This window comes from Arthrobacter woluwensis (genome assembly GCF_030816155.1).
Taxonomy (GTDB): Bacteria; Actinomycetota; Actinomycetes; order Actinomycetales; family Micrococcaceae; genus Arthrobacter_E; species Arthrobacter_E woluwensis_A.
Map to the genome: position 1 here is coordinate 1,934,352 of NZ_JAUSXR010000001.1, position 20,094 is coordinate 1,954,445.

Sequence of the window (20,094 nt, forward strand, 5' to 3'; positions counted from 1 at the left end):
CCGTGGAAACCACCGCGCTGGAACCGGCCGAGCTCCTGACACTCCTCGGCGTGCAGGACGCCGACCGTGATGCGGCGCTGGCGCTGCTGGACGGCCCGCCCAGTGAGGGCGCACGGACCGCACTCGGTGTTCTGCGGGAGCGCCTCGGCACCTTCCCCGGCGGATACGCCCCGAAGAGCGACGTCGACGAATTCGGCTGGCTGGAGGCGTACGCACGCTTCACCCCCGAACTCCTCGCCTACTGGGAGGGCCTCGGCATCCCCCAGGAGATCGTGGCCGCGACGCTCGCGGACCTCGGCCGCCACGTGGACATCAACCGCCGGGTGTTCGGGACCTTCGGTTTCGAGACCTTCGGCTGGCTCTCCCTGCACTTCGCCGGCAGTCTGTTCCAGCTCGGGCGGTTGCAGTTCCATCTGCTCCAGCACCACGAGGACGCCGACTGGGCCGAGCCCGGCGAGTGGATCCTCTCGGTGCACATCCCGGAAGGCGGCGGCCTGTCCCCCGCCGCCGTGGACGCGAGCTTCGAGCAGGCCGTCGAGTTCTTCGCCCGCCACTTCCCGGACAAGCCGGTCCGCAGCGCCGAGTGCATCTCCTGGCTCCTGGACCCTGAACTGGCGCGACGCGTTCCGGGCAGCAACATGGCCGCCTTCGCCCAGCGCTTCACGCTCGACCGCACAAGCGCCTCCCCCACGGACGCCGTGTACTTCACGTTCCGCCAGCGCGGCCTCGAGGGCCTGGACCGGCTCCCCCGCGACAGCTCGCTCCAGCGCGCGGTGCTGGAGCACATCGACGACGGCGGCGAGTGGGGCCTCGGCCACGGTCACCTGACCCTGCCGCGCGGCTGAGCCGGGCTTCCGTCCGGTTCCCGTCGCCGCCAGGGCGGCGGCGGGCTCAGCGAACGCCGGCCCAGCAAGGGCCGGCTCAGAGGACGCCGGCCGCCTGCCGGAAGGCCTCCACGACAGCCCGGTGGTCGCCGTCGCGCGTCGCGAGCTGCACCTCCGTGGTGTAGCGTTCCGGCCCGGCAAGGCTCACGCGGACCGCGCCCACGGGTAGCTCCCCCGTCACGCTCTCCGGGGCGATCGTGACACCCAGCCCCCGGGACACGAGCTGGATGATGGTGTGCCAGCCCGTGCATTCCTGGTCGGCCCGGCGCTCCACCCCGAGGTCCCGGAACGGCTTTACGTTGAGGTCATAGGCCCGGGGGCCGCTCGTGCGCGGGAACAGGATCAGGGGCGAATCGAGCAGCTCGGCGGCGCCCACCTCGGCGGACCCCGCTGCCGGATGATCCGCCGGGAGCACCGCCACGAAGTCCTCACGGCTCAGCGTGCTCAGCAGGATCCCGGCTTCGGGCTCCGCATCGCGGACGATCCCGATGTCGCAGCTGCCCCGCCGGAGCTGGTCCAGCACCTGGGTGGTGTCGCCGTTGGACAGCCGCACCTGGACATCCGGCCGCACCGCGGCGAACCCTTGCAAGTGTCCGCTGACGATCACGCCGGCCGAGGTGATGAAGGCCAGGTCCAGCCGTCCGGTCTCGCCGCGCGCCACACGCCTGGCCTCCTCCACGTCCCGGTCCAGGCGGTCCAGGAGGTCCAGGACGCGCGGCAGGAATGCGGCGCCCGCCTCGCTGAGCGCCACGTGCCGCGACGTCCTCTCGAAGAGCCGGAGCTCCAGCAGATCCTCCATCTGCCGGATCCGCTGTGACAGGGCCGGCTGGGCGATGCCCAGCTCGAAGGCCGCCTGACCGAAGTGAAGTTCCTCGGCCAGCGCGGCGAAGGCACGGAGGTGTTTCAGCTCGAGCGAGTTATCCATAAGGTGAGCTTATCAATCACTATCGTCTGATTTATTGGACTTCTTGATCGCGGCTGGACAGACTGATTCCACGCCTGAAAGGAGGCCTCCATGTCCCAGCAACCCACCCTCGGTGTCACCATCGACTCGCTCCGGGGAGCGGAGGACGCTCTCGCCTTCCGTCAGATCAGCGAGGAATGGCTCACGGAGCACTTCCAGGTCGAGCCGGAGGATCTCCATGCCCTGGGCGACCCGCAGCGCACCATCATCGACACCGGTGGCGATGTCCTGCTGGCCCGCGATGACGCGACCGGCGAGGTTCTCGGGGCCGTCGCCCTGGTGGCGTATCCGGAGGACGTTTTCGAACTCGCCAAGATGGGGGTGCGCCGTGCCGCACGCGGGCGGGGCATCGGCGGACTTCTGGTGCACGCCGCGATCGAGCGGGCCTCTGCTCTCGGCGGCCGCAGACTCTTCCTGAGCACCAACCACGCCCTGACCAGCGCCCTGCGCCTCTACCGGGCCGCGGGATTCGTGAGCATCCGGCCGGACGAAGTGCCCGTCAAGAACTACTACGCCCTCGCCCTGGACCGCGCCGACGTCTACCTGGAACTGAAGTAGCCCGCCTGACTGACCGGGCCGTACTCCGGATCAGCGTGCCGGCAAGCCGGATCAGCGAGCCGGGACGGCCGGGCGCGCGATGGCATGCTGGTCAGGGCAGCCGTCCAGCACTCGGCGCATGGCATCCCGTTCCTGAGGGCTGACGCTCAGCCCGTAGCTGTATTTCACAGACACCTGCCGCGCCACATAGTGACAGCGGAATCCTTTACTGGCGGGGAGCCAGGTGGACGCGTCCTGGGCGCTCTTCTGCTGATTGGACGGACCGTCCACCGCGAGAAGGTTCAGTGGATCGTTGGCGAGGGTCTCGCGCTCAATGGCCGTCAGGTGGTCCGCCCCGCTCTTCCAGGCTTCAGCCAGCGCCACCACATGGTCGATCTGGATGACCTGGCTGCTCCCCTGTCCGCGCTCGAAGGGAATGTGGTGTCCGGTGTACGGGTCCCAGAGCTGGCCCGTGGCCACACGGCACTGCGTCCGCGCGGAACTCGTCGTGAACGTCACTGCGTCCAGATCCCGGCGCAGGATGTCATTGCGGGTGTCGCAGCCGTTGCGGTCCTCATCGGCCCAGGCCTGACCGAAGACCGCGCGGTCGTAGCCACGGGAGGAGCCTTTCGGCGCCACGGGCAAGGCATCCAGCACGGCACGTGCCGGGGAGTCGGGGACGGCGTGCACGCCCGGCAGCGGCTTCATCCAGGCCATGTCGTACAGACGGGCGGTGGTCGGCCCGGAGCCGCCCTCCGCGATCTCGAACTGCCCCCGCAGGAAGAACCAGCCGAGCAGCCCCACGACGGCGGCCGTCACCGCGGCGAGGAGCGCCGCGGCGGACCGGGAGCGCCGTCGTCGTCTCCGGTAACCGGTCCAGTTCACGCTCACAGACAACCCCTTCCAGACCGGACCGATGCCCGCACCGGTCCAGCCTAGGAGGAGTCACTGACAGGTTCCGCGGCCCGCCGTGTGGATGTGGAAAAACTCACACACGGGCCGGGGTCTTACTGCTCTTTTCGCACCCTGACGAGGTCGGCGTCAGCGGCGTCGGCCAGCTCCTGGAGCTGGTTCACCCGTTCCTGGGTGACGTCGCCGGTCGCCAGCATGTCCTTCGCCTGGTCAAGGAGACGGTGCGCCTCCTTGCTGTTGGCGGTGGCGATGTCGAGTGCGTGTTCCAAAGTGGTGTCGTGTTCCATGAAGCCCATCTTGATCCCGCGCCGCGTTAAAAGCGAGAGGCCACGCCAGGGTGGCGTGACCTCTCAGCTCCTAGCGGAAATGCTCAGGCGGCGGGGAAGGCAGGCGGGTTCACGCCCGCCATCTCCTCCATCACGCGGACGACCTGGCAGCTGTAGCCGAACTCGTTGTCGTACCAGACGTAGAGGACCAGGTTCTTGTCGTTGGCGATCGTGGCGAGGCCGTCCACGATGCCTGTGCGGCGGGAGCCGACGAAGTCGGTGGAGACCACCTCGGGCGAGTCGATGAAGTCGATCTGCTTGCGCAGGCCCGAGTGCAGGGACAGCTCGCGCAGGTACTCGTTGACCTCGTCCTTGGTGGTGCCGTTCTCCAGGTTGAGGTTCAGGATCGCCATGGACACATCCGGCGTGGGGACGCGGATGGCGTTGCCCGTGAGCTTGCCCGCCAGCTCCGGCAGGGCCTTGGCGACGGCCTTGGCGGCGCCGGTCTCGGTGATGACCATGTTCAGCGCGGCGGAACGGCCACGGCGATCGCCCTTGTGGAAGTTGTCGATCAGGTTCTGATCGTTGGTGAAGGAGTGGACGGTCTCGACGTGGCCGTGGAGGACGCCGAACTTGTCGTTGATGGCCTTCAGGACCGGGGTGATCGCGTTGGTGGTGCAGCTCGCGGCGGAGACGATGGTGTCCTCGTCCGAGATCACACCGTGGTTGATGCCGTGGACGATGTTCTTCAGCTCGCCCTTGCCCGGAGCCGTGAGCAGCACGCGGGCCGCGCCCTTGCTCTGCAGGTGCTGGCTGAGGCCTTCGGCGTCACGCCAGCGGCCGGTGTTGTCCACCACGAGGGCGTTCTCGATGCCGTACGCGGTGTAGTCCACGGTGGACGGGCTGTCCGAGTAGATGACCTGGATGCGGATGCCGTTGACCGTGATGGTCTGGGATTCCTCGTCCACCTGGATGGTGCCCTCGAAGGGGCCGTGGACGGAGTCGCGGCGGAGCAGGCTCGCGCGCTTGGCAAGGTCGTTGTCGCTGCCCTTGCGGACAACGATGGCCCGCAGGCGCAGGCCCTGGCCGCCACCGTGCTTCTCCACGAGGATGCGGGCCAGCAGGCGTCCGATGCGGCCGAAACCGTACAGCACCACGTCCTGGCTCGTACGGTCGTCGGCGCCCTGGCGGCCGACGACGGGGGCCAGCTCCTCACGGAGGAACTCCTCGAGCGGACGGCCGGCGGCGGTGTCGTGGTACTTCTCGTTCAGCAGGGCCAGGTCCACGGCCGCGGCGCCGAGCTCGAGGCGGTCGATCGCCTCCACGAGAGGCAGGGTGTCTTCCAGGGTCAGCTCGCGCTGGCTGATCCGGCGGGCGAAACGGTGCGCCTTGAGGATCTGCATGGTGGACTTGTTGATCAGGCTGCGCCCGTGGATGCTGGTCACCACATTGTTGTCGCGGTACAGGCGGCCGACGATCGGGATCATCGCCTCGGCCTTGGCCTCACGGCTCATCCACTGCTCGAAGGACTCGGAGTTCTGACTCACTCAAGGAACCTTTCTCTTCTGCGCGCGACGTCGGGCGCAGTTCGCCACCGGAGTTCAGGGCATGAAAAAACCGCCTAGGCGAACGCAGGCCCGGCGGGGTGAACAACAGCGTTCAGAATCAGTTTATCGTCCCCGGGACCGGCTCCGGGACGGGACTCCGGTGACATCAGTCACAAACGGATCGATGAGTGGACGGGTTGGCCTGTGAGCCGGGTTCTGTCAGCCGCGCCCGTTACCGGAGGCGGCGCAGCGATCATCCATCTAGGACCACTGTTGCCAGTGGCCTCAAGCGGCCTACCCGGATGCTCGGGCGAGCAGCCCTCGAACACATCCTGTCTGGCCTTGCTCCAGGTGGGGTTTACCTAGCCTCCCCGGTCACCCGGGGAGCTGGTGGTCTCTTACACCACCGTTTCACCCTTACCCCGCGCCGAGGCGCGTGGCGGTCTGTTTTCTGTGGCACTGGCCTGCGGGTCACCCCGAGTGGGCGTTACCCACCACCCTGCTCTGCGGAGCCCGGACTTTCCTCGGTGACGCCGGAGCGTCAACGCGATCGCCCAGCCAACCCGTCCAGCGACCATTCTATCCGCCGCGGGCACGCCCGGCCGCCAGCCTGGACCGGACGGCGTCGAGCCGGATCGGGAGCGGTCCCCGGATTCGCTACCATCGAACGGTGCTGATCCTCCTCCCTCCCTCCGAAGGCAAGACCGCCGCCTCCCAGGGCCCCGGCGTCGACTTCTCCGCCCTGAGCTTCCCGGAACTGAACACCGCCCGGGCCGAGGTGCTGGAAGCGCTCGGCACCGTGAGCGCCCACGAGGACGCGCTGGAGCTGCTGGGCGTGGGAGCCTCCCTGCACGAGGAGGTGGCCCGCAACACCCGGCTCCGGCACGAATCCGCCGCCCCGGCGCACAGCGTGTACTCCGGCGTCCTCTACGACGCCCTCGGCTACGCCTCGATGACCGCCGCCCAGCGGCGCAAGGCGGATGACGCCGTCGTCATCATCTCCGCACTCTGGGGCGCCTTGAAATTCGACGACGCCGTCCCCGCCTACCGCCTGTCCATGGGCACCGCTCTGGCCGGGCTCGGCCGGCTCGCCTCCTACTGGAAGCCCCGGCTGTCCGAGGCGCTGGCCCCGCTGATCGACGGGGAACTCCTGGTCGACTGCCGCTCCAGCACGTACGCCACCGCCTGGGTCCCGCCGGCGGAGCAGACCGTGGCGGTGAACGTGTTCCGCGAACGCGACGGCAAGCGGAGCGTCGTGAGCCACTTCGCGAAGCACACGCGGGGCGAGCTGGCGCGGCACCTGCTCACGCGCCGAGGCAAGGCCCCGCAGTCCCCCGAGCAGCTGCTCAAAGCCGCCTCCGAGCTCTACCGGGCGGAACTCGTTCCGGGCACGGCACGCAAGGCTCACGCCCTGAACATCATCCTCACGGACTGACGATCCCGGTTCAGCTCCACTCGGGGCTGCGCACCAGGATGACTCCGGAGTCCGGGCAGTACACCACGTCGTCCTCCGCGGCGGCCCTGACCTCGGCCAGGTCACCGGGGCTCAGGTCCAGGCCCGAGCCTTCGCTGTGGCCGTGGAACAGTCGCGCCGCACCCACGCCGCGCCGGGCCAGGGTCTTCTCGTAGAGGGCCAGGAGGGCCGGATCCAGCGTGACGGCGAACGCGTCCCGTTCGCCGCGCACGCCGTCGCGTTCCGCCTCGGCCTCCGCCGTCTTCGCGGCCAGTTCGTCCTGCACGTCACGGAGCCGGTGCTGTGCCTCGGCGAGAGCCTCCTCGGTCCTGACCACCTCGGCTTCCGCGGCTTCGAGCTCCTCCATGAGCTCCAGCTCGGTGTCCTCTTTGCCGGACTTGAACGCACTCAGCGTTTCAATGTCCTTCTGCAGCGCCATCAAGTCCTTGGAGAGGCCGCCGGAGTTGAGCCGCACCGTGTCCCGCTCGATCTTGACGTCCAGCGCGGAAACCTCGTCCTCCAGCGCGGTCAGCGCTTTCCGGACGGCGTCCCGTGCCTGCCCCGCTTCCTCGGCGCCGGCCTGAGCATCCTCCACGGCGGCGAGAAGGGCCGGCAGACGCGGGTCCTGCTCCAGTGCCTTCAACCGCGTGGCGTTCGCCTTCAGGGCGCTGTCGAACGCCTGCAGTTCGAGGAGTCTGAGCTGCTCGGCAGCCGGTGCCTTGGCCATGCGGACCTCCTATGACGGCGCTGAGAATCAGGCCGCCTCTCTGGTGACAGGTGCTTTGAGACTAGGCCATATCCGGGCCGAACGAAACGCGCACTGCGCCACGGCTCATCCCGGACCGGTCCAGGTCAGCCTTCGCCGTCGCCGTGGGGGGTGAGGATGAAGTCCCACGGGTCCGTGTTGATCCCGCTGACGCCGATCTCGACAGGGAAACCCTGGTCCTCGAGCACGTTGTCGAGAGCCTGGGCGGCCGCGGGCAGCCAGAGCCACTCGCTCGCGAAATGGGAGACGTCGATGAGGTACGGGCGGCCACCGCGGGCGGTCTCACGTGCCTCCGACGCCGGGTGGTGCCGCAGGTCAGCGGTGATGTACACATCGGCCTGGCGCGCGCGGACGTCGTCGAAGAGGGAATCCCCCGCACCGCCGCAGATCGCCACGCGCTGCACAAGCGCGTCCCGGTCCCCCGCCACGCGGACCCCACCTGCGACGGAGGGCAGGAAACCGCAGAGCCGGGCGGCCAGCTCGGCCAGAGTGACGGCGGAGCCGAGGGCGCCGACGCGTCCCACGCCTTCCTCGGGAAGCCCGTTGCGGGCGGCCGTCAGCGGTTCGCGGTCGTGCAGCTTCAGGGCGTCGGCGATGACATCGGAGACGCCGCCCACCGCCGAGTCGCCGTTCGTGTGGACCGTCAGCAGGGCCACGCCGTTCTCGATGAGCCGGTGGATCACCCGGCCCTTGGCGGTGGTGGCGGCCACCGAACTGACGCCGCGCAGCAGCAAGGGATGGTGGGTGATCAGCAGATCGACGCCGAGGTCCACCGCCTCCTGGACCACTTCTTCGGTGGGATCCACCGCGAACTGGATGCGGCGCACCGGCTGCTCCGGCCGGCCCGTCACGAGGCCGACCTTGTCCCAGTCCTCGGCGAGCGACTCGGGCCAGAGCTCCTCGACGGCGAGCAGCACTTCGGCGAGCGTCGGCGCCTGCTGGTCCGGGGCCGCGGTGCTGGCCGCCTCACCGGTGAGGGAGGGGGCGTCCTCGGCCGGCGTCGTCGTCTCGCCCGCGGGTCCGGAGGCCGCGGCCTCCCCGCGGCGCCCGTCCGAATGCTCCTGGCCGTGAAGATCCAGCAGCTCGGCGTCGTGGGCCGCGGTTTCAGAGCCAGCGGTTTCAGCGGCCGCGGTGGGCGGAACCTGCCCTTCCAGAGCCGGTCCGGGGCTGCCGTGCGTCTCATTCTGCATACTCAAGTTCTACCGCACCTCACGCGCACAGGGGCCGCTCCCCCGGTCCGCGAACGGCGCTTCTCCCAGAGCTGAACCCGCCCGGGACCATCCGGGGAACATTTCAGCTCCGTCGGCCATTGAGCATGCTGTGAAAACTTTCATCTTGGCCGGCGGCTGCTTCTGGTGCCTTGACGCGGTGTACCAGCAGACGCGCGGCGTCTCTTCTGTTGTTTCCGGCTACATCGGCGGGCACGTGCCCGATCCCGGCTACTACGAGGTCTGCTCCGGCACCACCGGGCATGCCGAAGCGGTGGCCGCCACCTTCGACGAGGACATCATCCCGGCCGACGTCATCCTGGACATGTTCTTCGCTCTGCATGACCCCACCACGCTGAACCGTCAGGGCTACGACGTCGGGACCCAGTACCGGTCCGCGATGTTCTACCAGGACGAGGAGGAGGCTGAGCTGTTCCGCGCCGCCATCGAGCGCAACCAGGCGCTGTGGAGCGCCCCGATCGTCACCGAGGTGACCCGGGCCAGCCGCTTCCACGAGGCCGAAGCGATCCACCAGGATTACTACGCCAACAACTCCGGGCAGGGATACTGTCAGGTGATCATCAATCCGAAGCTGGCCAAGGCCCGGAAATATTACTCCGCATGGCTGAAGTCATGACGCTGGGTGAACCGGCTCACTAGGCTTTCCTTAACCATCCACCTGGAGATAGGCAGCAGTACACCATGGCACGTATCTACGATGACGTCACTCAGCTCATCGGCCGGACCCCCCTGGTCCGGCTGAACCGTCTGACCGAGGGCCTGGACGCCACGGTCGCCGTGAAGCTCGAGTTCTACAACCCGGCCAACAGCGTCAAGGACCGCATCGGCGTGGCCATCATCGACGCGGCCGAGAAGGCCGGCGCGCTGAAGCCGGGTGGCACCATCGTGGAAGGCACGTCGGGCAACACGGGCATCGCCCTGGCCCTCGTCGGAGCGGCCCGTGGCTACAAGGTCATCCTGACCATGCCGGAGACCATGTCCACCGAACGTCGCGTCATGCTGCGCGCCTACGGCGCCGAGATCGTCCTGACCCCCGGTTCCGAGGGCATGCGCGGAGCCGTGGAGAAGGCCCAGGAGATCGTCGCCAACACCGAGAACGCCATCTGGGCCCAGCAGTTCGCCAACCCGGCCAACCCGGCCATCCACCGCACCACCACGGCCGAGGAGATCTGGGCCGACACCGACGGTGAAGTGGACATCTTCGTGGGCGGCGTGGGCACCGGCGGCACCGTGACGGGCGTCGGCCAGGTCCTCAAGGAGCGCAAGCCTTCGGTCCAGGTCGTGGCCGTGGAGCCGAAGGACTCCCCCATCCTCAACGGCGGCGCCCCGGGCCCGCACAAGATCCAGGGCCTCGGCGCGAACTTCGTCCCGGAGGTGCTGGACACCAGCATCTACGACGAGGTGCTGGACGCCAGCCTCGAGGACGCCGTCGCCACCGCGCGTGCGCTCGGCGTCAAGGAGGGCATCCTCGGCGGCATCTCCTCGGGTGCGGCCGTCTGGGGCGCCCTCGAGCTGGCCAAGCGTCCCGAGAACAAGGGCAAGCTGATCGTGGCGGTCGTGCCCGACTTCGGCGAGCGCTACATCTCCACCGTCCTGTACGACGACATCCGCGGCTGATCCTCCCGGCTTCGCCTGCCCGGCGTCGCCCCTCCCGTCCCGGCGGTTCCTGCGTGCTCCAGCGCACGGACCACGGACGGAAGGCGACGTCGGGCAGTCGGCTGCCCGGGGAATTCTTTCCCGGGCCCGCTGGTTATCCGTTCAGCATCCACCACGTACGCGCCCGTGTACGGCGACCAGAAGGAAAGCGTGAGCTTCTTCACCCGCCTGAAAGAGGACCTCGAGAGCGCCCGCTCCCATGACCCCGCCGCCCGCGGGTCCGCGGAGAACTTCTTCGTCTATTCGGGCCTGCATGCCATCTGGGTCCACCGCGTGACGCACCGCATGTGGCAGAAGCCGGCCCTCCGCTTCCCCGCGCGAGTGCTGTCCCAGCTGACCCGCTTCCTCACGGGCATTGAGATCCATCCCGGCGCGACCGTGGGACGGCGTTTCTTCATCGACCACGGCATGGGCGTGGTCATCGGCGAGACGGCCGAGATCGGCGATGACGTCATGATCTACCACGGCGTGACGCTCGGCGGACGGTCCCTGGCCAAGGTCAAGCGGCACCCGACCATCGGCAACAGGGTCACCATCGGCGCCGGCGCCAAGGTCCTCGGCCCCATCGTCATCGGTGACGATTCCGCGATCGGCGCCAACGCCGTCGTCGTGAAGGACGCACCCGCCAATTCGATCGTCACCGGCATCCCCGCCACCTGGCGTCCCCGCGTGGCCGAGGTCGAGACGAAGCCCGCCGTGGACCCCGCGGAGTACTACTACATCTGACGGGTTCTCTCCGCCCGCGGGCCGAGAGGCCTCATGCGCAAGTCCGTCCCGGGACCGAGGCGGAGGCTGGGGCCCCGCTCCTAGCGTGGACGGTATGAGAACCCTGAAGAACCCCACCGTGTCCGGTCGCGCTCGGAAGCTGACGGTCCTCGGCCTGGCCGGAGCCGCCCTAGTGCCGTTGAGCGGCTGTGGCATCGCGCCTCTGGTCGACAACTACGACAAGCGGGAGAGCCACGACTGGCCCCGCGGAGCGGAGGCGACGAAGGACGGCGTGGCCCCCGCCTGGATCCCTGCCGGTGCGACCGACGTCCGTGAAGTCATCCGGACCACCGGTGCGGAGCGGATCCTGAAGTACTCCGGCGATGTGTCGGGCCTCCCCGCTCAGTGCACGGCGCTTCCCTCCGGCACCCAGCCGGGACCCCAGGCGGAGACCGGGGATTCGCGGAAGGCCGAGGACTTCATCTCGGAGGCCACCCTCTCCGCCGACTGGTGGCCGGCGGGTCAGGAGCGCAAGGCGAGCCATTACTGCGGCAGGTGGTGGGTGTCCGGGGCGCACGGGACCGTCTACGCGTTCGCGCCGGAGATGAAGACGATCGCCCGGCACCTCGGCAAGGACTGACCGCATCGCGCGCTGCGTGCTCAGTTGTTGCGGGTGTTCGCCGGGAACACCCGCAACAACTGAGCACGCAACGCGATTGGCAACTCAGGGCGATGAAGCACGACGGCGGCCCCCACCGGAAGGTGAGGGCCGCCGTCGTCGTGCAGGGGTGTCAGTGGGTGTCGACCGCGCTGACCTCGGTGCGGTCACCGCTCCACTGGGTGTGGAACGTGCCCTCTTCATCCACGCGCCCGTAGGTGTGGGCGCCGAAGAGATCACGCTGGCCCTGGATCAGGGCGGCGGGCAGGCGCTTGCGGCGCAGACCGTCGTAGTAGGCCAGCGAGGAGGAGAACACCGGCACCGGGATGCCCAGCTGGACGGCGGTGGCCACCACGCGGCGCCAGGCCGGGACGGCCTCGCCCACGGACTTCGCGAACGCCGGGGCGAACAGGAGGTTCTCCGGCTTGGCGTCGCCTTCGTAGGCGGCCATGATGTCCTTGAGCAGCTCGGCGCGGATGATGCAGCCGGCGCGCCACAGAGAGGCGATCTCGTCCAGCTTGAGGTCCCAGCCGTACTCCTTGGCGGCGCTGGTCAGCATGTCCAGGCCCTGCGCGTAGCTCACGAGCTTGGAGGCGTAGAGGGCCTGGCGGACGTCCTCCACGAAGTTCTCGGGAAGCGCCACCTCGATCTCGTGGCCTTCCAGGGTCTCCTGGGCGATCGCGCGCTGACCGCGCTGCGAGGAGATGCCGCGGGCGAACACGGACTCGGCGATGCCGGAGACCGGCGAACCCAGATCCAGAGCGGACTGGACCGTCCAGCGGCCGGTGCCCTTCTGGCCGGCGGAGTCGACCACGACGTCCACGAACGGCTTGCCCGTCTTGGCGTCCACGTGGCCGAGCACCTCGGCGGAGATCTCGATCAGGAAGGAGGACAGTTCGCCCTTGTTCCACTCTTCGAAGATCTTGGCCTGTTCCGCGGGCTCGATGCCGGCGGCGCTGCGCAGCAGGTCGTAGGCCTCACCGATGACCTGCATGTCGGCGTACTCGATGCCGTTGTGGACCATCTTGACGAAGTGGCCGGCGCCGTCGGTGCCGATCCAGGCGCAGCAGGGCTCTCCGTCCACGTGGGCGGAGATCTTCTCCAGCAGCGGGCCGAGAGCCTCGTAGGACTCCTTGGAGCCGCCGGGCATGATGGACGGGCCGTTGAGCGCGCCCTCCTCGCCACCGGAGACGCCGACGCCCACGAAGTGCAGGCCCTTCTCCGCCAGCGCGGCTTCTCGGCGGCGCGTGTCCGTGTAGTGGGAGTTGCCGGCGTCGATCACGATGTCGCCCTCGTCCAGCAGCGGGACGAGCTGGTCCACGACAGCGTCGACCGGAGCACCCGCCTTCACCATGATGAGCACGCGGCGCGGCTTCTCGAGCGAGTCGACGAGTTCCTGGAGGCTCTCCGTGCGGACGAAGTCGCCTTCGTCGCCGTGGGCGGCGAGCAGGGCGTCCGTCTTCTCCACGGAGCGGTTGTGCAGAGCGACCGTGAAGCCGTTCCGGGCGAGGTTCCGGGCCAGATTGGCCCCCATGACGGCGAGACCGGTGACACCGATTTGTGCAGGCATCTACACTCCAAGTCAATGCTAGTAATCTGATTTTAACAAGACGTTTTCAACCCTACGTCCTGGACACCGGCGACGGAAGAGCAAGCTGTAAGGTGAAACACCTTTAACGTGGTCGGGGCGGAATCCGCCGGAAGAACCTACGCTGGTGTTACTTCACATTTGACCACTTCACCCTGAGGATTTCGACATCGATGACGAGCCGTCAGCCCAGCCTTCACCACCAGGCACTGGAGATCCTCGGACGCAGGATCGTGACGGGAGACCTTCCCGCAGGTCACGTCATGCTGGCGGAGAATCTTGAGGCCGAGCTCAAAGTGTCACGGTCCGTGGTCCGTGAAGCCGTCCGGGTGCTCCAGTCGATCGGCATGGTGGAGAGCATCAAGCGCGTGGGGATCCGCGTGCGTCCAGCCCACGCCTGGAATCCCTTCGACTCCAGCGTGATCCGCTGGAAGATGGACAGCGACGCGCGGGGCGCCCAATTGCGGTCCCTCGCGGAACTGCGGTCCGCGGTGGAGCCCGTGGCCAGTGAGCTCGCAGCGCAGAACGCACCCTTCGCCATGCGCCGCGAGCTGCTGCAGGTGGCCGAGGAGATGGCGAGAGTGGGTCGCCAGGGGAAGCTCGAACGCTTCCTCGACCTCGACACGCGCTTCCACGCCCTGGTGCTCAGTGGCTCCGGCAACGAGATGTTCGCGACCCTCATCGGACAGGTCGCCGAGACCCTGGCCGGTCGCACCACCCACGGGCTCATGCCAAGCCAGCCCAAGGAGGAAGCGCTCCAATGGCACCTCGACGTGGCCCGGGCGATCCTCGACGGCAAAGCGGCGGCCGCCCGCCGCGCCTCGGCCAAGCTGATCAACGAGACCATCGAGGACCTCTCGTCCCAGTGGGCCGGTCAGCCGCGCGTCTTCGTCCCGCTCAAGCCGCTCAGCACGCAAGCCTAGCGGCGACTCCGCCGCGCGCGAACGCCGGGCACCGCACCCTATGACAGAACGACGGCGGGGCGGAACGACGGCGGGGCCGGCCCCGAAGGACCGGCCCCGCCGTCGTCGTCAGCACACCGTCAGGCGCGCCGCTTCGTGATCAGGCCCCAGATGAAGAGCACCACCAGCGAGCCGACGATCGCCAGCAGCCAGGTGGACAGGGACCAGAATTCATTCACGCCGACATTGAAGATGGCTGATCCTATCCAGCCACCGACCAAGGCGCCCACCACTCCGAGGAGCAGGGTCGCCAGCCAGCCGCCGCCCTGCTCGCCCGGCATGAGGGCCTTCGCAATCGCGCCGGCGATGAGTCCAAGGACGATCCAACCAAGAAATCCCATGATGAACCTTTCTGTAGAAAGCCTTCTCAGAGCCCGGTTGAGGCTTCTTTCAGCCTACCGTCAGACTCCCGCACCCGGCGGACCTGACTTTTCGAGGGCGTGCCGGGATGGGCTTCACACGTCCCGGTCAGGGTGAACCCGGCGCATCTCTTCGGCCAGCGCCGGGTTGCCCTTTCCCAGCTCCCCCACGATGTTCTCCACGACCTCCGGGCTCTTGTTCTGACTGAGCTTCGCCCGCGCCTCGAAACGGGTCACCCTCATCCGGAGGCCGACGGTGCCCTTCGCGATACGGCGAGTCCCCTCCTCGTCCTCGCTCAGGCTGCGGCCGTGCGGCTGGTGGCGCTCGAAGTGATCCGTGAGGCGGCCGAGCATGGCGTAGTTCTCCTCATCGCTGAGGATCTCGGGCGTCCCGTAGAGGTGCGCGGTGACGTGATTCCAGGTGGGCACCAGGTCGCCGGGCGCGTACCAGCTCGGGGAGACGTAGTCGTGAGGGCCCTGGATGATGACGAGGATCTCGTGCTCGCCGAGTTCGTGGAGTTTCTCGTCCGGCCGTCCGAAGTGGCTGACGATCACGATCCCTTCCTCGTCCTCGTCCAGGATGGCCGGGTAGTGCGAGGCCGTGAGTCCCTGCGAGGACGGAGAGACGAACGTCGCCCACGGGTTGTTGCGGATGAGCCGCTTGACCTCGGCGGGATCGGTCATGAGATAGCGGGGTGTGTGACGCATCAGAGTCCTTTCGAGGAGGAGACGGGCGTGGTCCGGGTGCGGACCGCGAGCGCGGCGCACAGGATGACGGCGACGCCGCCGAGGAGGGTCGGCACGCCGGGATGCTCACCCAGCAGCAGCGCGGCCCAGAGGATGGTCATGACGGGCTGGGTGAGCTGGATCTGACTCACCTGGGCCATCGGGCCGAGGGCGAGTCCGCGGTACCACGCGAAGAATCCGAGGAACATGCTCACCACGGCCAGGTAGGCGAAGGCCCACCACTGCGCCGGGCCCGCTTGGAGGACCCGGTCGTCGAGCGAGGAGATGGTCAGCGCGGTCATGAGGGGCGCCGCCAGGACGAGCGCCCAAGAGACGGTCTGCCAGGAGCCGAGTTCGCGGGCGAGCAGCCCGCCCTCCGCGTAGCCGGCGGCGGCCGCGAGCACTGCGGCGAACAGCAGGGCGTCCGCCCAGTGCAGGGTTCCCATCCCCCCGCCCTGCACGGACGCGAAGGCCACGGCGCACACCGCGCCGAGTGCGGAGAACACCCAGAAGGAACGCGCGGGCCGTTCTTTGCCGCGGAGCACGGCCAGGACCGCCGTCGCGGCGGGCAGCAGGCCGATCACCACCGCGGCGTGACTCGCAGGCACGGTAGTGAGGGCGTAGGACGTGAGGACCGGGAAGCCGACGACGACGCCGGCGGCAACGACCGCGAGCCGGAGCCACTGTGCCCCGCGGGGCAGCCGTTGCCGGGTGAGTGCGAGGGCGCAGGCGGCGAGCACCGCCGCGACGACCGCGCGGGCCGAGCCGACGAACAGGGCCGGAAGACCCGTGGCCGCGATCCGCGTGAACGGGAGGGTGAAGGAGAAAGCCACGACGCCCAGCAGGCCCCACCAGAGGCCCGGATACCGGGATAGCACTGTCGGTCGATCGAGAGTAACGCTACTATCTACTTTCATGAATCATGATAGCACCGAGCGAATCGTCCAGGGCTTGCGCACGTGGATCTCCACCGCGGCACCCGGCGCCAGAGTGCCGTCCAACCGGGCCCTCATGGCGGAATACGGCGCCAGCCCGGTCACCGTTCAAAAGGCGATGCGGGCCCTCGCCTCGCTGGGACTCATCGAAAGCCGCCCGGGCGTGGGCACGTTCGTCCGGGGCGTCCGGCCCACCCGGCCCGCCGATTTCGGCTGGCAGACGGCGGCCCTCGGGGCTCCGCCGTCGCGGGGCGGCTCGCTCTCCTCGACCCAGCGCACCATGGCCCCCGACGCGATCGGGCTGCACTCCGGATATCCCGCCCGCGAGCTGCTCCCGGAACGGCTCGTCCGCTCCGCCCTCGCCCGCGCCGCGCGCACCGAGGCCGCCATCGGGCGCTCCCCCGCCGCAGGTCTGCCCGAGCTGCAGGCCTGGTTCGCCGGAGAGCTGGCGGCCTTCGCCCCCGTGGACGTCACACCGCCGAGCGCACGGGACGTCCTGGTGCTCTCGGGGAGTCAGAGCGGCCTGAGCTCGATCTTCCGGGCCCTCGTGGGGCCAGGCCAGCCTCTCGTCATCGAATCGCCCAGCTACTGGGGGTCGATCCTCGCGGCAGCCCAGGCCGGGGTGACCCTGGTGCCCGTGCCGAGCGGTCAGCACGGTCCCGATCCCGCCGACGTCGAGCGGGCCTTCGAGGAGACCGGAGCACGCGCGTTCTACGCCCAGCCGAGCTACGCCAATCCGAGCGGCGCGCAGTGGAGCCGCGAACGCGGGCTCGCGATCCTCGACGTGGTGCGCCGGCACGGGGCCTTCCTGATCGAGGACGACTGGGCTCATGATCTGGGCATCGACACCGAACCGCATCCGATCGCGGCCCAGGACGACCAGGGGCACGTGATCTACCTGCGCTCCCTCACCAAGAGCGTCTCCCCGTCCCTCCGCGTCGCAGCCCTGATCGCCCGCGGTCCCGCGCGGGACCGCATCCTGGCGGACCGGGCCGCAGAGTCCATGTACGTGAGCGGACTGCTCCAGGCAGCCGCGCTCGACGTCGTCACGCAGCCATCCTGGCGGACGCATCTCAAGGGTCTCCGGCGTCAGCTGAAGGACCGGCGCGACCTGCTGCTCGACGCCTTGCGCGAGCACGTTCCCCAGGTGCAGGTGGAGTTCACTCCCCCGGGCGGCCTGAATCTCTGGGCGCGGCTGCCCGACGGCACGGACGCGGAGCTGCTGGCGCGCCACTGCGAGAGCCGCGGCGTCATCCTCGCACCGGGCACGGAGTGGTTCCCGGCCGAGCCGTCCGGGTCCTACATCAGGCTCAATTACTCCGGTTCGAACCCCGAACGCTTCCCCGACGCGGCCCGCATCCTGGGAGAGGTGCTGGGAGAAGCCCTGCGCGAGAGCTGACCGACGCCCCGGTTTGCCCTTCCGGCAAACGGGCTTGCCACTCGCCGTCGCGGTGGCGATGCTGGGAGGAGACTCCGGATGAAAGGCCGCCACGTGACGCACACCTTCGACAAGCAGTACTGGGACGGGCATTGGCGCGACGCGGCAGACCGGCCGACGCCAGCGAACCCGTATCTCCAGGAACATCTGTCAGCGCTGCCTCCGGGCACTGCCCTGGACGCCGGCTGCGGGACAGGAGCCGAAGCGGTCTGGCTCGCCGAACACGGCTGGCGAGTGACCGGGGCCGACCTCTCCCCGCACGCGCTGCGGGAAGCAGCGGCACGGGCCACCCAGGCCGGAGTGGCCGATCAGGTGCGCTGGGTGGAGGCTGACCTGACCACGTGGGAACCGGGCGAGCGCTTCGACCTGGTCGTCACCAACTACGCACACCCGGCCACACCACAGCTGGACTTCTACCGAAAGATCGCGGACTGGGTGACGGTGGGCGGCACGCTGCTCATCGTGGGGCACCTGCACGGTCACCTGTCCGAGGTCCGGCACCCCGCGCCGGACGAGGCGGAGGGACCGGATCACGACCACGACGGCGGTCACGCCCCGGAGAAGAGCACCGTCACTCTGGTGGACACGGTGGCCGTCCTGGACCCGGAGCGCTGGAGGATCGACGCGGCCGACGAGCGGCATCGCACCGTGCGGATGCCCGAGCGGGAGCTGTCCCTGCACGATCTGGTGGTACGGGCCACCCGGCTCGCCTGAGGCGGGCAGGCTCGGCCGGCCCAGTGACTCAGCCCTGAACGCAGCCGACCTCAGCGTGCCAGCACGGTCTCCAGGACGCGCGCCACGCCGTCGTCCGCACAGGCAGGCGCCCGGAACCGCGCGGCGGCGAGCGCTTCCGGATGCCCGTCCGCCATGGCATAGCCCTCGCCGGCCCAGGAGAGCATCTCGAGGTCGTTGGGCATGTCGCCGAAAGCGATGACCTCGGACGCTCCGATGCCCAGGGAGGCGGCGTGCTTCTCGAGCGTCCGCGCCTTGGTGACGCCGGGGACGGCCAGCTCCAGAAGTGCCAGGCGACGGACGTCCGAATAGGTCACGTGTGCCAGTCCCTGCACGGCCGGCGCGACGAGCGCGTGGAACTCCTCGGCGCTGAGCACCGGCGAGAGGGCGAGCAGCTTCACGACGGCGGCGTCCGGCGCGAGCGTCTCGGACAGCGGCCCGACCACCTGGTCCTCCACGGGGAGGCCGGGATGGAGACGGAGGAATGCCGGCTCACGGTGCGGACCGGTCACCAGTTCGCTGGAGAACCCCGCCTCGGGGTGGAGCGCCCTGATGAGCTTCTGCAGGTGGAGGGCCTGCTCGAGCCGGAACGCCTCAGCGGCCACGACCTCCCGCCGGGCCATGTCCCAGACGACCGCGCCGTTCGAACAGATGACGGTTCCGGCGTGGTCGAGCTGTTCCTCGAGCGGCCCGAGCCAGCGGATCGGACGGCCGGTCACGAAGACGACCTCCACTCCGGCCTCGCGCGCACGACGGAAGGCGGCCCTGGTCCGGGCGGAGACGACTCCGCCCGGACTCAGGATCGTGCCGTCCACATCGCTCGCGATCAGGCGCGGCCGCGAGGGCCGGGCTGTGGATCCCGTGCGGATCGCCGGTGTGTCCATCAACCCAGTCTCCGGCACTTCCGTCCCGAGGAGCAGGGTCACCGCAGCACCACGGTCCGGTTCCCGTTGAGCACGACCCGTCCTTCACAGTGCCAGCGCACCGCGTTGGAGAGGGCCTTGCACTCGGCGTCACGGCCCACGGCCACCAGATCCTCGGGCGAGTGGGTGTGGTCCACATCGATCACCTGCTGGGCGATGATCGGCCCCTCATCCAGCTCGGCGTTGACGTAGTGCGCCGTGGCGCCCACTGTCTTCACGCCGCGCTCCCAGGCCTGGTGATACGGCTTCGCGCCCTTGAAAGACGGCAGGAAGGAGTGGTGGATGTTGATCACGCGGCCGGCCATGCGGGTGGCCAGCGCATCCGAGAGGACCTGCATGTAGCGGGCCAGGACCACCAGCTCGGCGCCGTACCTGTCCACCACGGAGAGCAGCTCCGCCTCGGCTTCCGGCTTGTTCTCCTTGGTCACCGGGATGTGGTGGTACGGGATGCCGTGCCACTCCACGAGCCCGCGATGATCCTCGTGGTTGGACACCACGGCCACGATCTCCACCGGCAGCTCCCCGATCCGGGCACGGAACAGCAGGTCGTTGAGGCAGTGCCCGAACTTGGAGACCATCAGCAGCACCTTGGTCTTCTCCCCGGCGGGCCGCAGGGACCAGGTCATGCCGAACGGCTCGGCCACGGCGGCGAAGTCCTCCGCCAGCGCCTCCGCCGTCTCTCCGGCCCGCGCTTCGAAATGCAGCCGCATGTAGAAGTGCCCGCCGCGGCGGTCGCCGTATTCCTTGATGTCCTCGATGTCGCAGCCCCGCTCCGCGAGGAAGCCGGACACCGCGGCCACGATCCCCGTGGACCAGCCGCAGTCGAGGGTCAGGACGAATTCCGGTCCGGTCAT

At 69.0% G+C, this 20,094-nt stretch carries 22 protein-coding genes and 1 other RNA gene; 10 read left to right on the forward strand and 13 right to left on the reverse strand.

Annotated features, from left to right (window positions below):
* Positions 1-2: 2 nt before the first annotated feature.
* On the forward strand, positions 3-845 hold the full coding sequence (locus tag QFZ52_RS08795; protein ID WP_307497235.1) for an acyltransferase domain-containing protein: 843 nt from the start codon (positions 3-5) through the stop codon (positions 843-845).
* 76 nt (positions 846-921) lie between these two features.
* Here QFZ52_RS08795 and QFZ52_RS08800 read toward each other — a convergent pair whose 3' ends face one another.
* Positions 922-1,809 (reverse strand): LysR family transcriptional regulator, encoded by an 888-nt coding sequence (locus QFZ52_RS08800; protein ID WP_307497236.1) that lies wholly within the window; start codon positions 1,807-1,809, stop codon positions 922-924.
* A 90-nt stretch (positions 1,810-1,899) separates the two neighbouring features.
* Here QFZ52_RS08800 and QFZ52_RS08805 point away from each other — a divergent pair, with 90 nt between their 5' ends.
* Positions 1,900-2,406, forward strand: coding sequence for a GNAT family N-acetyltransferase (locus QFZ52_RS08805; protein WP_307497237.1), 507 nt, complete (start codon positions 1,900-1,902; stop codon positions 2,404-2,406).
* Positions 2,407-2,457: 51 nt separating this feature from the next.
* Here the strand turns inward: QFZ52_RS08805 and QFZ52_RS08810 are convergent, their stop codons facing one another.
* From QFZ52_RS08810 to rnpB, 4 genes are all read right to left on the reverse strand, one after another.
* Complete coding sequence (locus QFZ52_RS08810; RefSeq protein WP_307497239.1) at positions 2,458-3,276, reverse strand: HNH endonuclease family protein; 819 nt, start codon at positions 3,274-3,276, stop codon at positions 2,458-2,460.
* Positions 3,277-3,392: 116 nt separating this feature from the next.
* Positions 3,393-3,584, reverse strand: a complete 192-nt coding sequence (locus tag QFZ52_RS08815) for a hypothetical protein (protein ID WP_307497240.1) — start codon at positions 3,582-3,584, stop codon at positions 3,393-3,395.
* A gap of 83 nt (positions 3,585-3,667) precedes the next feature.
* Positions 3,668-5,110 carry a glyceraldehyde-3-phosphate dehydrogenase gene (locus QFZ52_RS08820; RefSeq protein WP_307497241.1) on the reverse strand — a complete coding sequence of 481 codons (1,443 nt, stop codon included), beginning with the start codon at positions 5,108-5,110 and terminating at the stop codon, positions 3,668-3,670.
* A gap of 189 nt (positions 5,111-5,299) precedes the next feature.
* Positions 5,300-5,676: RNase P RNA component class A (rnpB, locus tag QFZ52_RS08825), an RNA gene on the reverse strand.
* A 104-nt stretch (positions 5,677-5,780) separates the two neighbouring features.
* On the opposite strand from rnpB, the gene QFZ52_RS08830 reads away from it, so the two are divergent.
* Entirely contained in the window at positions 5,781-6,545 is a 765-nt protein-coding gene (locus QFZ52_RS08830) for a YaaA family protein (RefSeq protein ID WP_278266612.1), read from the forward strand.
* A gap of 10 nt (positions 6,546-6,555) precedes the next feature.
* On the opposite strand, the gene QFZ52_RS08835 is transcribed toward QFZ52_RS08830, so the two are convergent.
* Both QFZ52_RS08835 and QFZ52_RS08840 read right to left on the reverse strand, forming a co-directional pair.
* Positions 6,556-7,290: a zinc ribbon domain-containing protein gene (locus tag QFZ52_RS08835; RefSeq protein WP_307497243.1), complete on the reverse strand. Its 735-nt coding sequence runs from the start codon at positions 7,288-7,290 to the stop codon at positions 6,556-6,558.
* Positions 7,291-7,415: 125 nt separating this feature from the next.
* The gene (locus QFZ52_RS08840; RefSeq protein ID WP_307497244.1) at positions 7,416-8,519 is read right to left on the reverse strand and encodes a Nif3-like dinuclear metal center hexameric protein; all 1,104 of its coding nucleotides are present in this window, start codon (positions 8,517-8,519) and stop codon (positions 7,416-7,418) included.
* A gap of 130 nt (positions 8,520-8,649) precedes the next feature.
* On the opposite strand from QFZ52_RS08840, the gene msrA reads away from it, so the two are divergent.
* From msrA to QFZ52_RS08860, 4 genes are all read left to right on the forward strand, one after another.
* Positions 8,650-9,174: a peptide-methionine (S)-S-oxide reductase MsrA gene (gene msrA, locus QFZ52_RS08845; RefSeq protein WP_307497245.1), complete on the forward strand. Its 525-nt coding sequence runs from the start codon at positions 8,650-8,652 to the stop codon at positions 9,172-9,174.
* A gap of 65 nt (positions 9,175-9,239) precedes the next feature.
* Positions 9,240-10,175, forward strand: a complete 936-nt coding sequence (cysK, locus tag QFZ52_RS08850; protein ID WP_307497246.1) for a cysteine synthase A — start codon at positions 9,240-9,242, stop codon at positions 10,173-10,175.
* A gap of 189 nt (positions 10,176-10,364) precedes the next feature.
* Positions 10,365-10,940, forward strand: a complete 576-nt coding sequence (epsC, locus tag QFZ52_RS08855; RefSeq protein ID WP_066211882.1) for a serine O-acetyltransferase EpsC — start codon at positions 10,365-10,367, stop codon at positions 10,938-10,940.
* A gap of 94 nt (positions 10,941-11,034) precedes the next feature.
* Complete coding sequence (locus QFZ52_RS08860) at positions 11,035-11,559, forward strand: hypothetical protein (RefSeq protein ID WP_307497247.1); 525 nt, start codon at positions 11,035-11,037, stop codon at positions 11,557-11,559.
* Positions 11,560-11,710: 151 nt separating this feature from the next.
* On the opposite strand, the gene gndA is transcribed toward QFZ52_RS08860, so the two are convergent.
* On the reverse strand, positions 11,711-13,147 hold the full coding sequence (gene gndA, locus QFZ52_RS08865) for an NADP-dependent phosphogluconate dehydrogenase (RefSeq protein ID WP_278266616.1): 1,437 nt from the start codon (positions 13,145-13,147) through the stop codon (positions 11,711-11,713).
* Between the two features lie 191 nt (positions 13,148-13,338).
* Here gndA and QFZ52_RS08870 point away from each other — a divergent pair, with 191 nt between their 5' ends.
* Complete coding sequence (locus tag QFZ52_RS08870) at positions 13,339-14,088, forward strand: FadR/GntR family transcriptional regulator (protein ID WP_307497249.1); 750 nt, start codon at positions 13,339-13,341, stop codon at positions 14,086-14,088.
* Positions 14,089-14,207: 119 nt separating this feature from the next.
* Here QFZ52_RS08870 and QFZ52_RS08875 read toward each other — a convergent pair whose 3' ends face one another.
* The 3 genes from QFZ52_RS08875 to QFZ52_RS08885 form a co-directional block, all read right to left on the reverse strand.
* A complete protein-coding gene (locus QFZ52_RS08875) occupies positions 14,208-14,468 on the reverse strand; it encodes a GlsB/YeaQ/YmgE family stress response membrane protein (RefSeq protein WP_307497251.1) in 261 nt (86 codons plus the stop codon).
* A 114-nt stretch (positions 14,469-14,582) separates the two neighbouring features.
* A complete protein-coding gene (locus QFZ52_RS08880) occupies positions 14,583-15,194 on the reverse strand; it encodes an FMN-binding negative transcriptional regulator (protein WP_307497253.1) in 612 nt (203 codons plus the stop codon).
* Complete coding sequence (locus QFZ52_RS08885) at positions 15,194-16,129, reverse strand: DMT family transporter (RefSeq protein WP_307497254.1); 936 nt, start codon at positions 16,127-16,129, stop codon at positions 15,194-15,196. Before QFZ52_RS08885 ends, QFZ52_RS08880 begins: the two co-directional genes overlap by 1 nt.
* On the opposite strand from QFZ52_RS08885, the gene QFZ52_RS08890 reads away from it, so the two are divergent.
* Positions 16,128-17,546, forward strand: a complete 1,419-nt coding sequence (locus QFZ52_RS08890; protein WP_307497255.1) for an aminotransferase-like domain-containing protein — start codon at positions 16,128-16,130, stop codon at positions 17,544-17,546. The genes QFZ52_RS08885 and QFZ52_RS08890 overlap by 2 nt on opposite strands.
* A 78-nt stretch (positions 17,547-17,624) precedes the next feature.
* Positions 17,625-18,299 (forward strand): class I SAM-dependent methyltransferase, encoded by a 675-nt coding sequence (locus tag QFZ52_RS08895; RefSeq protein ID WP_307497256.1) that lies wholly within the window; start codon positions 17,625-17,627, stop codon positions 18,297-18,299.
* 50 nt (positions 18,300-18,349) lie between these two features.
* Here the strand turns inward: QFZ52_RS08895 and QFZ52_RS08900 are convergent, their stop codons facing one another.
* Both QFZ52_RS08900 and purU read right to left on the reverse strand, forming a co-directional pair.
* On the reverse strand, positions 18,350-19,201 hold the full coding sequence (locus QFZ52_RS08900) for an HAD family hydrolase (RefSeq protein WP_307497258.1): 852 nt from the start codon (positions 19,199-19,201) through the stop codon (positions 18,350-18,352).
* A gap of 38 nt (positions 19,202-19,239) precedes the next feature.
* Positions 19,240-20,094 carry a formyltetrahydrofolate deformylase gene (gene purU / locus QFZ52_RS08905; protein ID WP_307497259.1) on the reverse strand — a complete coding sequence of 285 codons (855 nt, stop codon included), beginning with the start codon at positions 20,092-20,094 and terminating at the stop codon, positions 19,240-19,242.

Excerpts from the sequence above, each read along its gene's own strand:
- QFZ52_RS08805 (WP_307497237.1), top strand. The coding sequence starts at position 1,900 with ATGTCCCAGCAACCCACCCTCGGTGTCACCATCGACTCGCTCCGGGGA.
- QFZ52_RS08900 (WP_307497258.1), bottom strand. The coding sequence starts at position 19,201 with ATGGACACACCGGCGATCCGCACGGGATCCACAGCCCGGCCCTCGCGG.
- QFZ52_RS08800 (WP_307497236.1), bottom strand. The coding sequence starts at position 1,809 with ATGGATAACTCGCTCGAGCTGAAACACCTCCGTGCCTTCGCCGCGCTG.
- QFZ52_RS08895 (WP_307497256.1), top strand. The coding sequence starts at position 17,625 with ATGAAAGGCCGCCACGTGACGCACACCTTCGACAAGCAGTACTGGGAC.
- QFZ52_RS08835 (WP_307497243.1), bottom strand. The coding sequence starts at position 7,290 with ATGGCCAAGGCACCGGCTGCCGAGCAGCTCAGACTCCTCGAACTGCAG.
- QFZ52_RS08870 (WP_307497249.1), top strand. The coding sequence starts at position 13,339 with ATGACGAGCCGTCAGCCCAGCCTTCACCACCAGGCACTGGAGATCCTC.
- QFZ52_RS08860 (WP_307497247.1), top strand. The coding sequence starts at position 11,035 with ATGAGAACCCTGAAGAACCCCACCGTGTCCGGTCGCGCTCGGAAGCTG.
- cysK (WP_307497246.1), top strand. The coding sequence starts at position 9,240 with ATGGCACGTATCTACGATGACGTCACTCAGCTCATCGGCCGGACCCCC.
- QFZ52_RS08875 (WP_307497251.1), bottom strand. The coding sequence starts at position 14,468 with ATGGGATTTCTTGGTTGGATCGTCCTTGGACTCATCGCCGGCGCGATT.
- QFZ52_RS08880 (WP_307497253.1), bottom strand. The coding sequence starts at position 15,194 with ATGCGTCACACACCCCGCTATCTCATGACCGATCCCGCCGAGGTCAAG.
- QFZ52_RS08890 (WP_307497255.1), top strand. The coding sequence starts at position 16,128 with ATGAATCATGATAGCACCGAGCGAATCGTCCAGGGCTTGCGCACGTGG.
- gndA (WP_278266616.1), bottom strand. The coding sequence starts at position 13,147 with ATGCCTGCACAAATCGGTGTCACCGGTCTCGCCGTCATGGGGGCCAAT.
- QFZ52_RS08885 (WP_307497254.1), bottom strand. The coding sequence starts at position 16,129 with ATGAAAGTAGATAGTAGCGTTACTCTCGATCGACCGACAGTGCTATCC.
- QFZ52_RS08840 (WP_307497244.1), bottom strand. The coding sequence starts at position 8,519 with ATGCAGAATGAGACGCACGGCAGCCCCGGACCGGCTCTGGAAGGGCAG.
- QFZ52_RS08815 (WP_307497240.1), bottom strand. The coding sequence starts at position 3,584 with ATGGAACACGACACCACTTTGGAACACGCACTCGACATCGCCACCGCC.
- purU (WP_307497259.1), bottom strand. The coding sequence starts at position 20,094 with ATGACCGGACCGGAATTCGTCCTGACCCTCGACTGCGGCTGGTCCACG.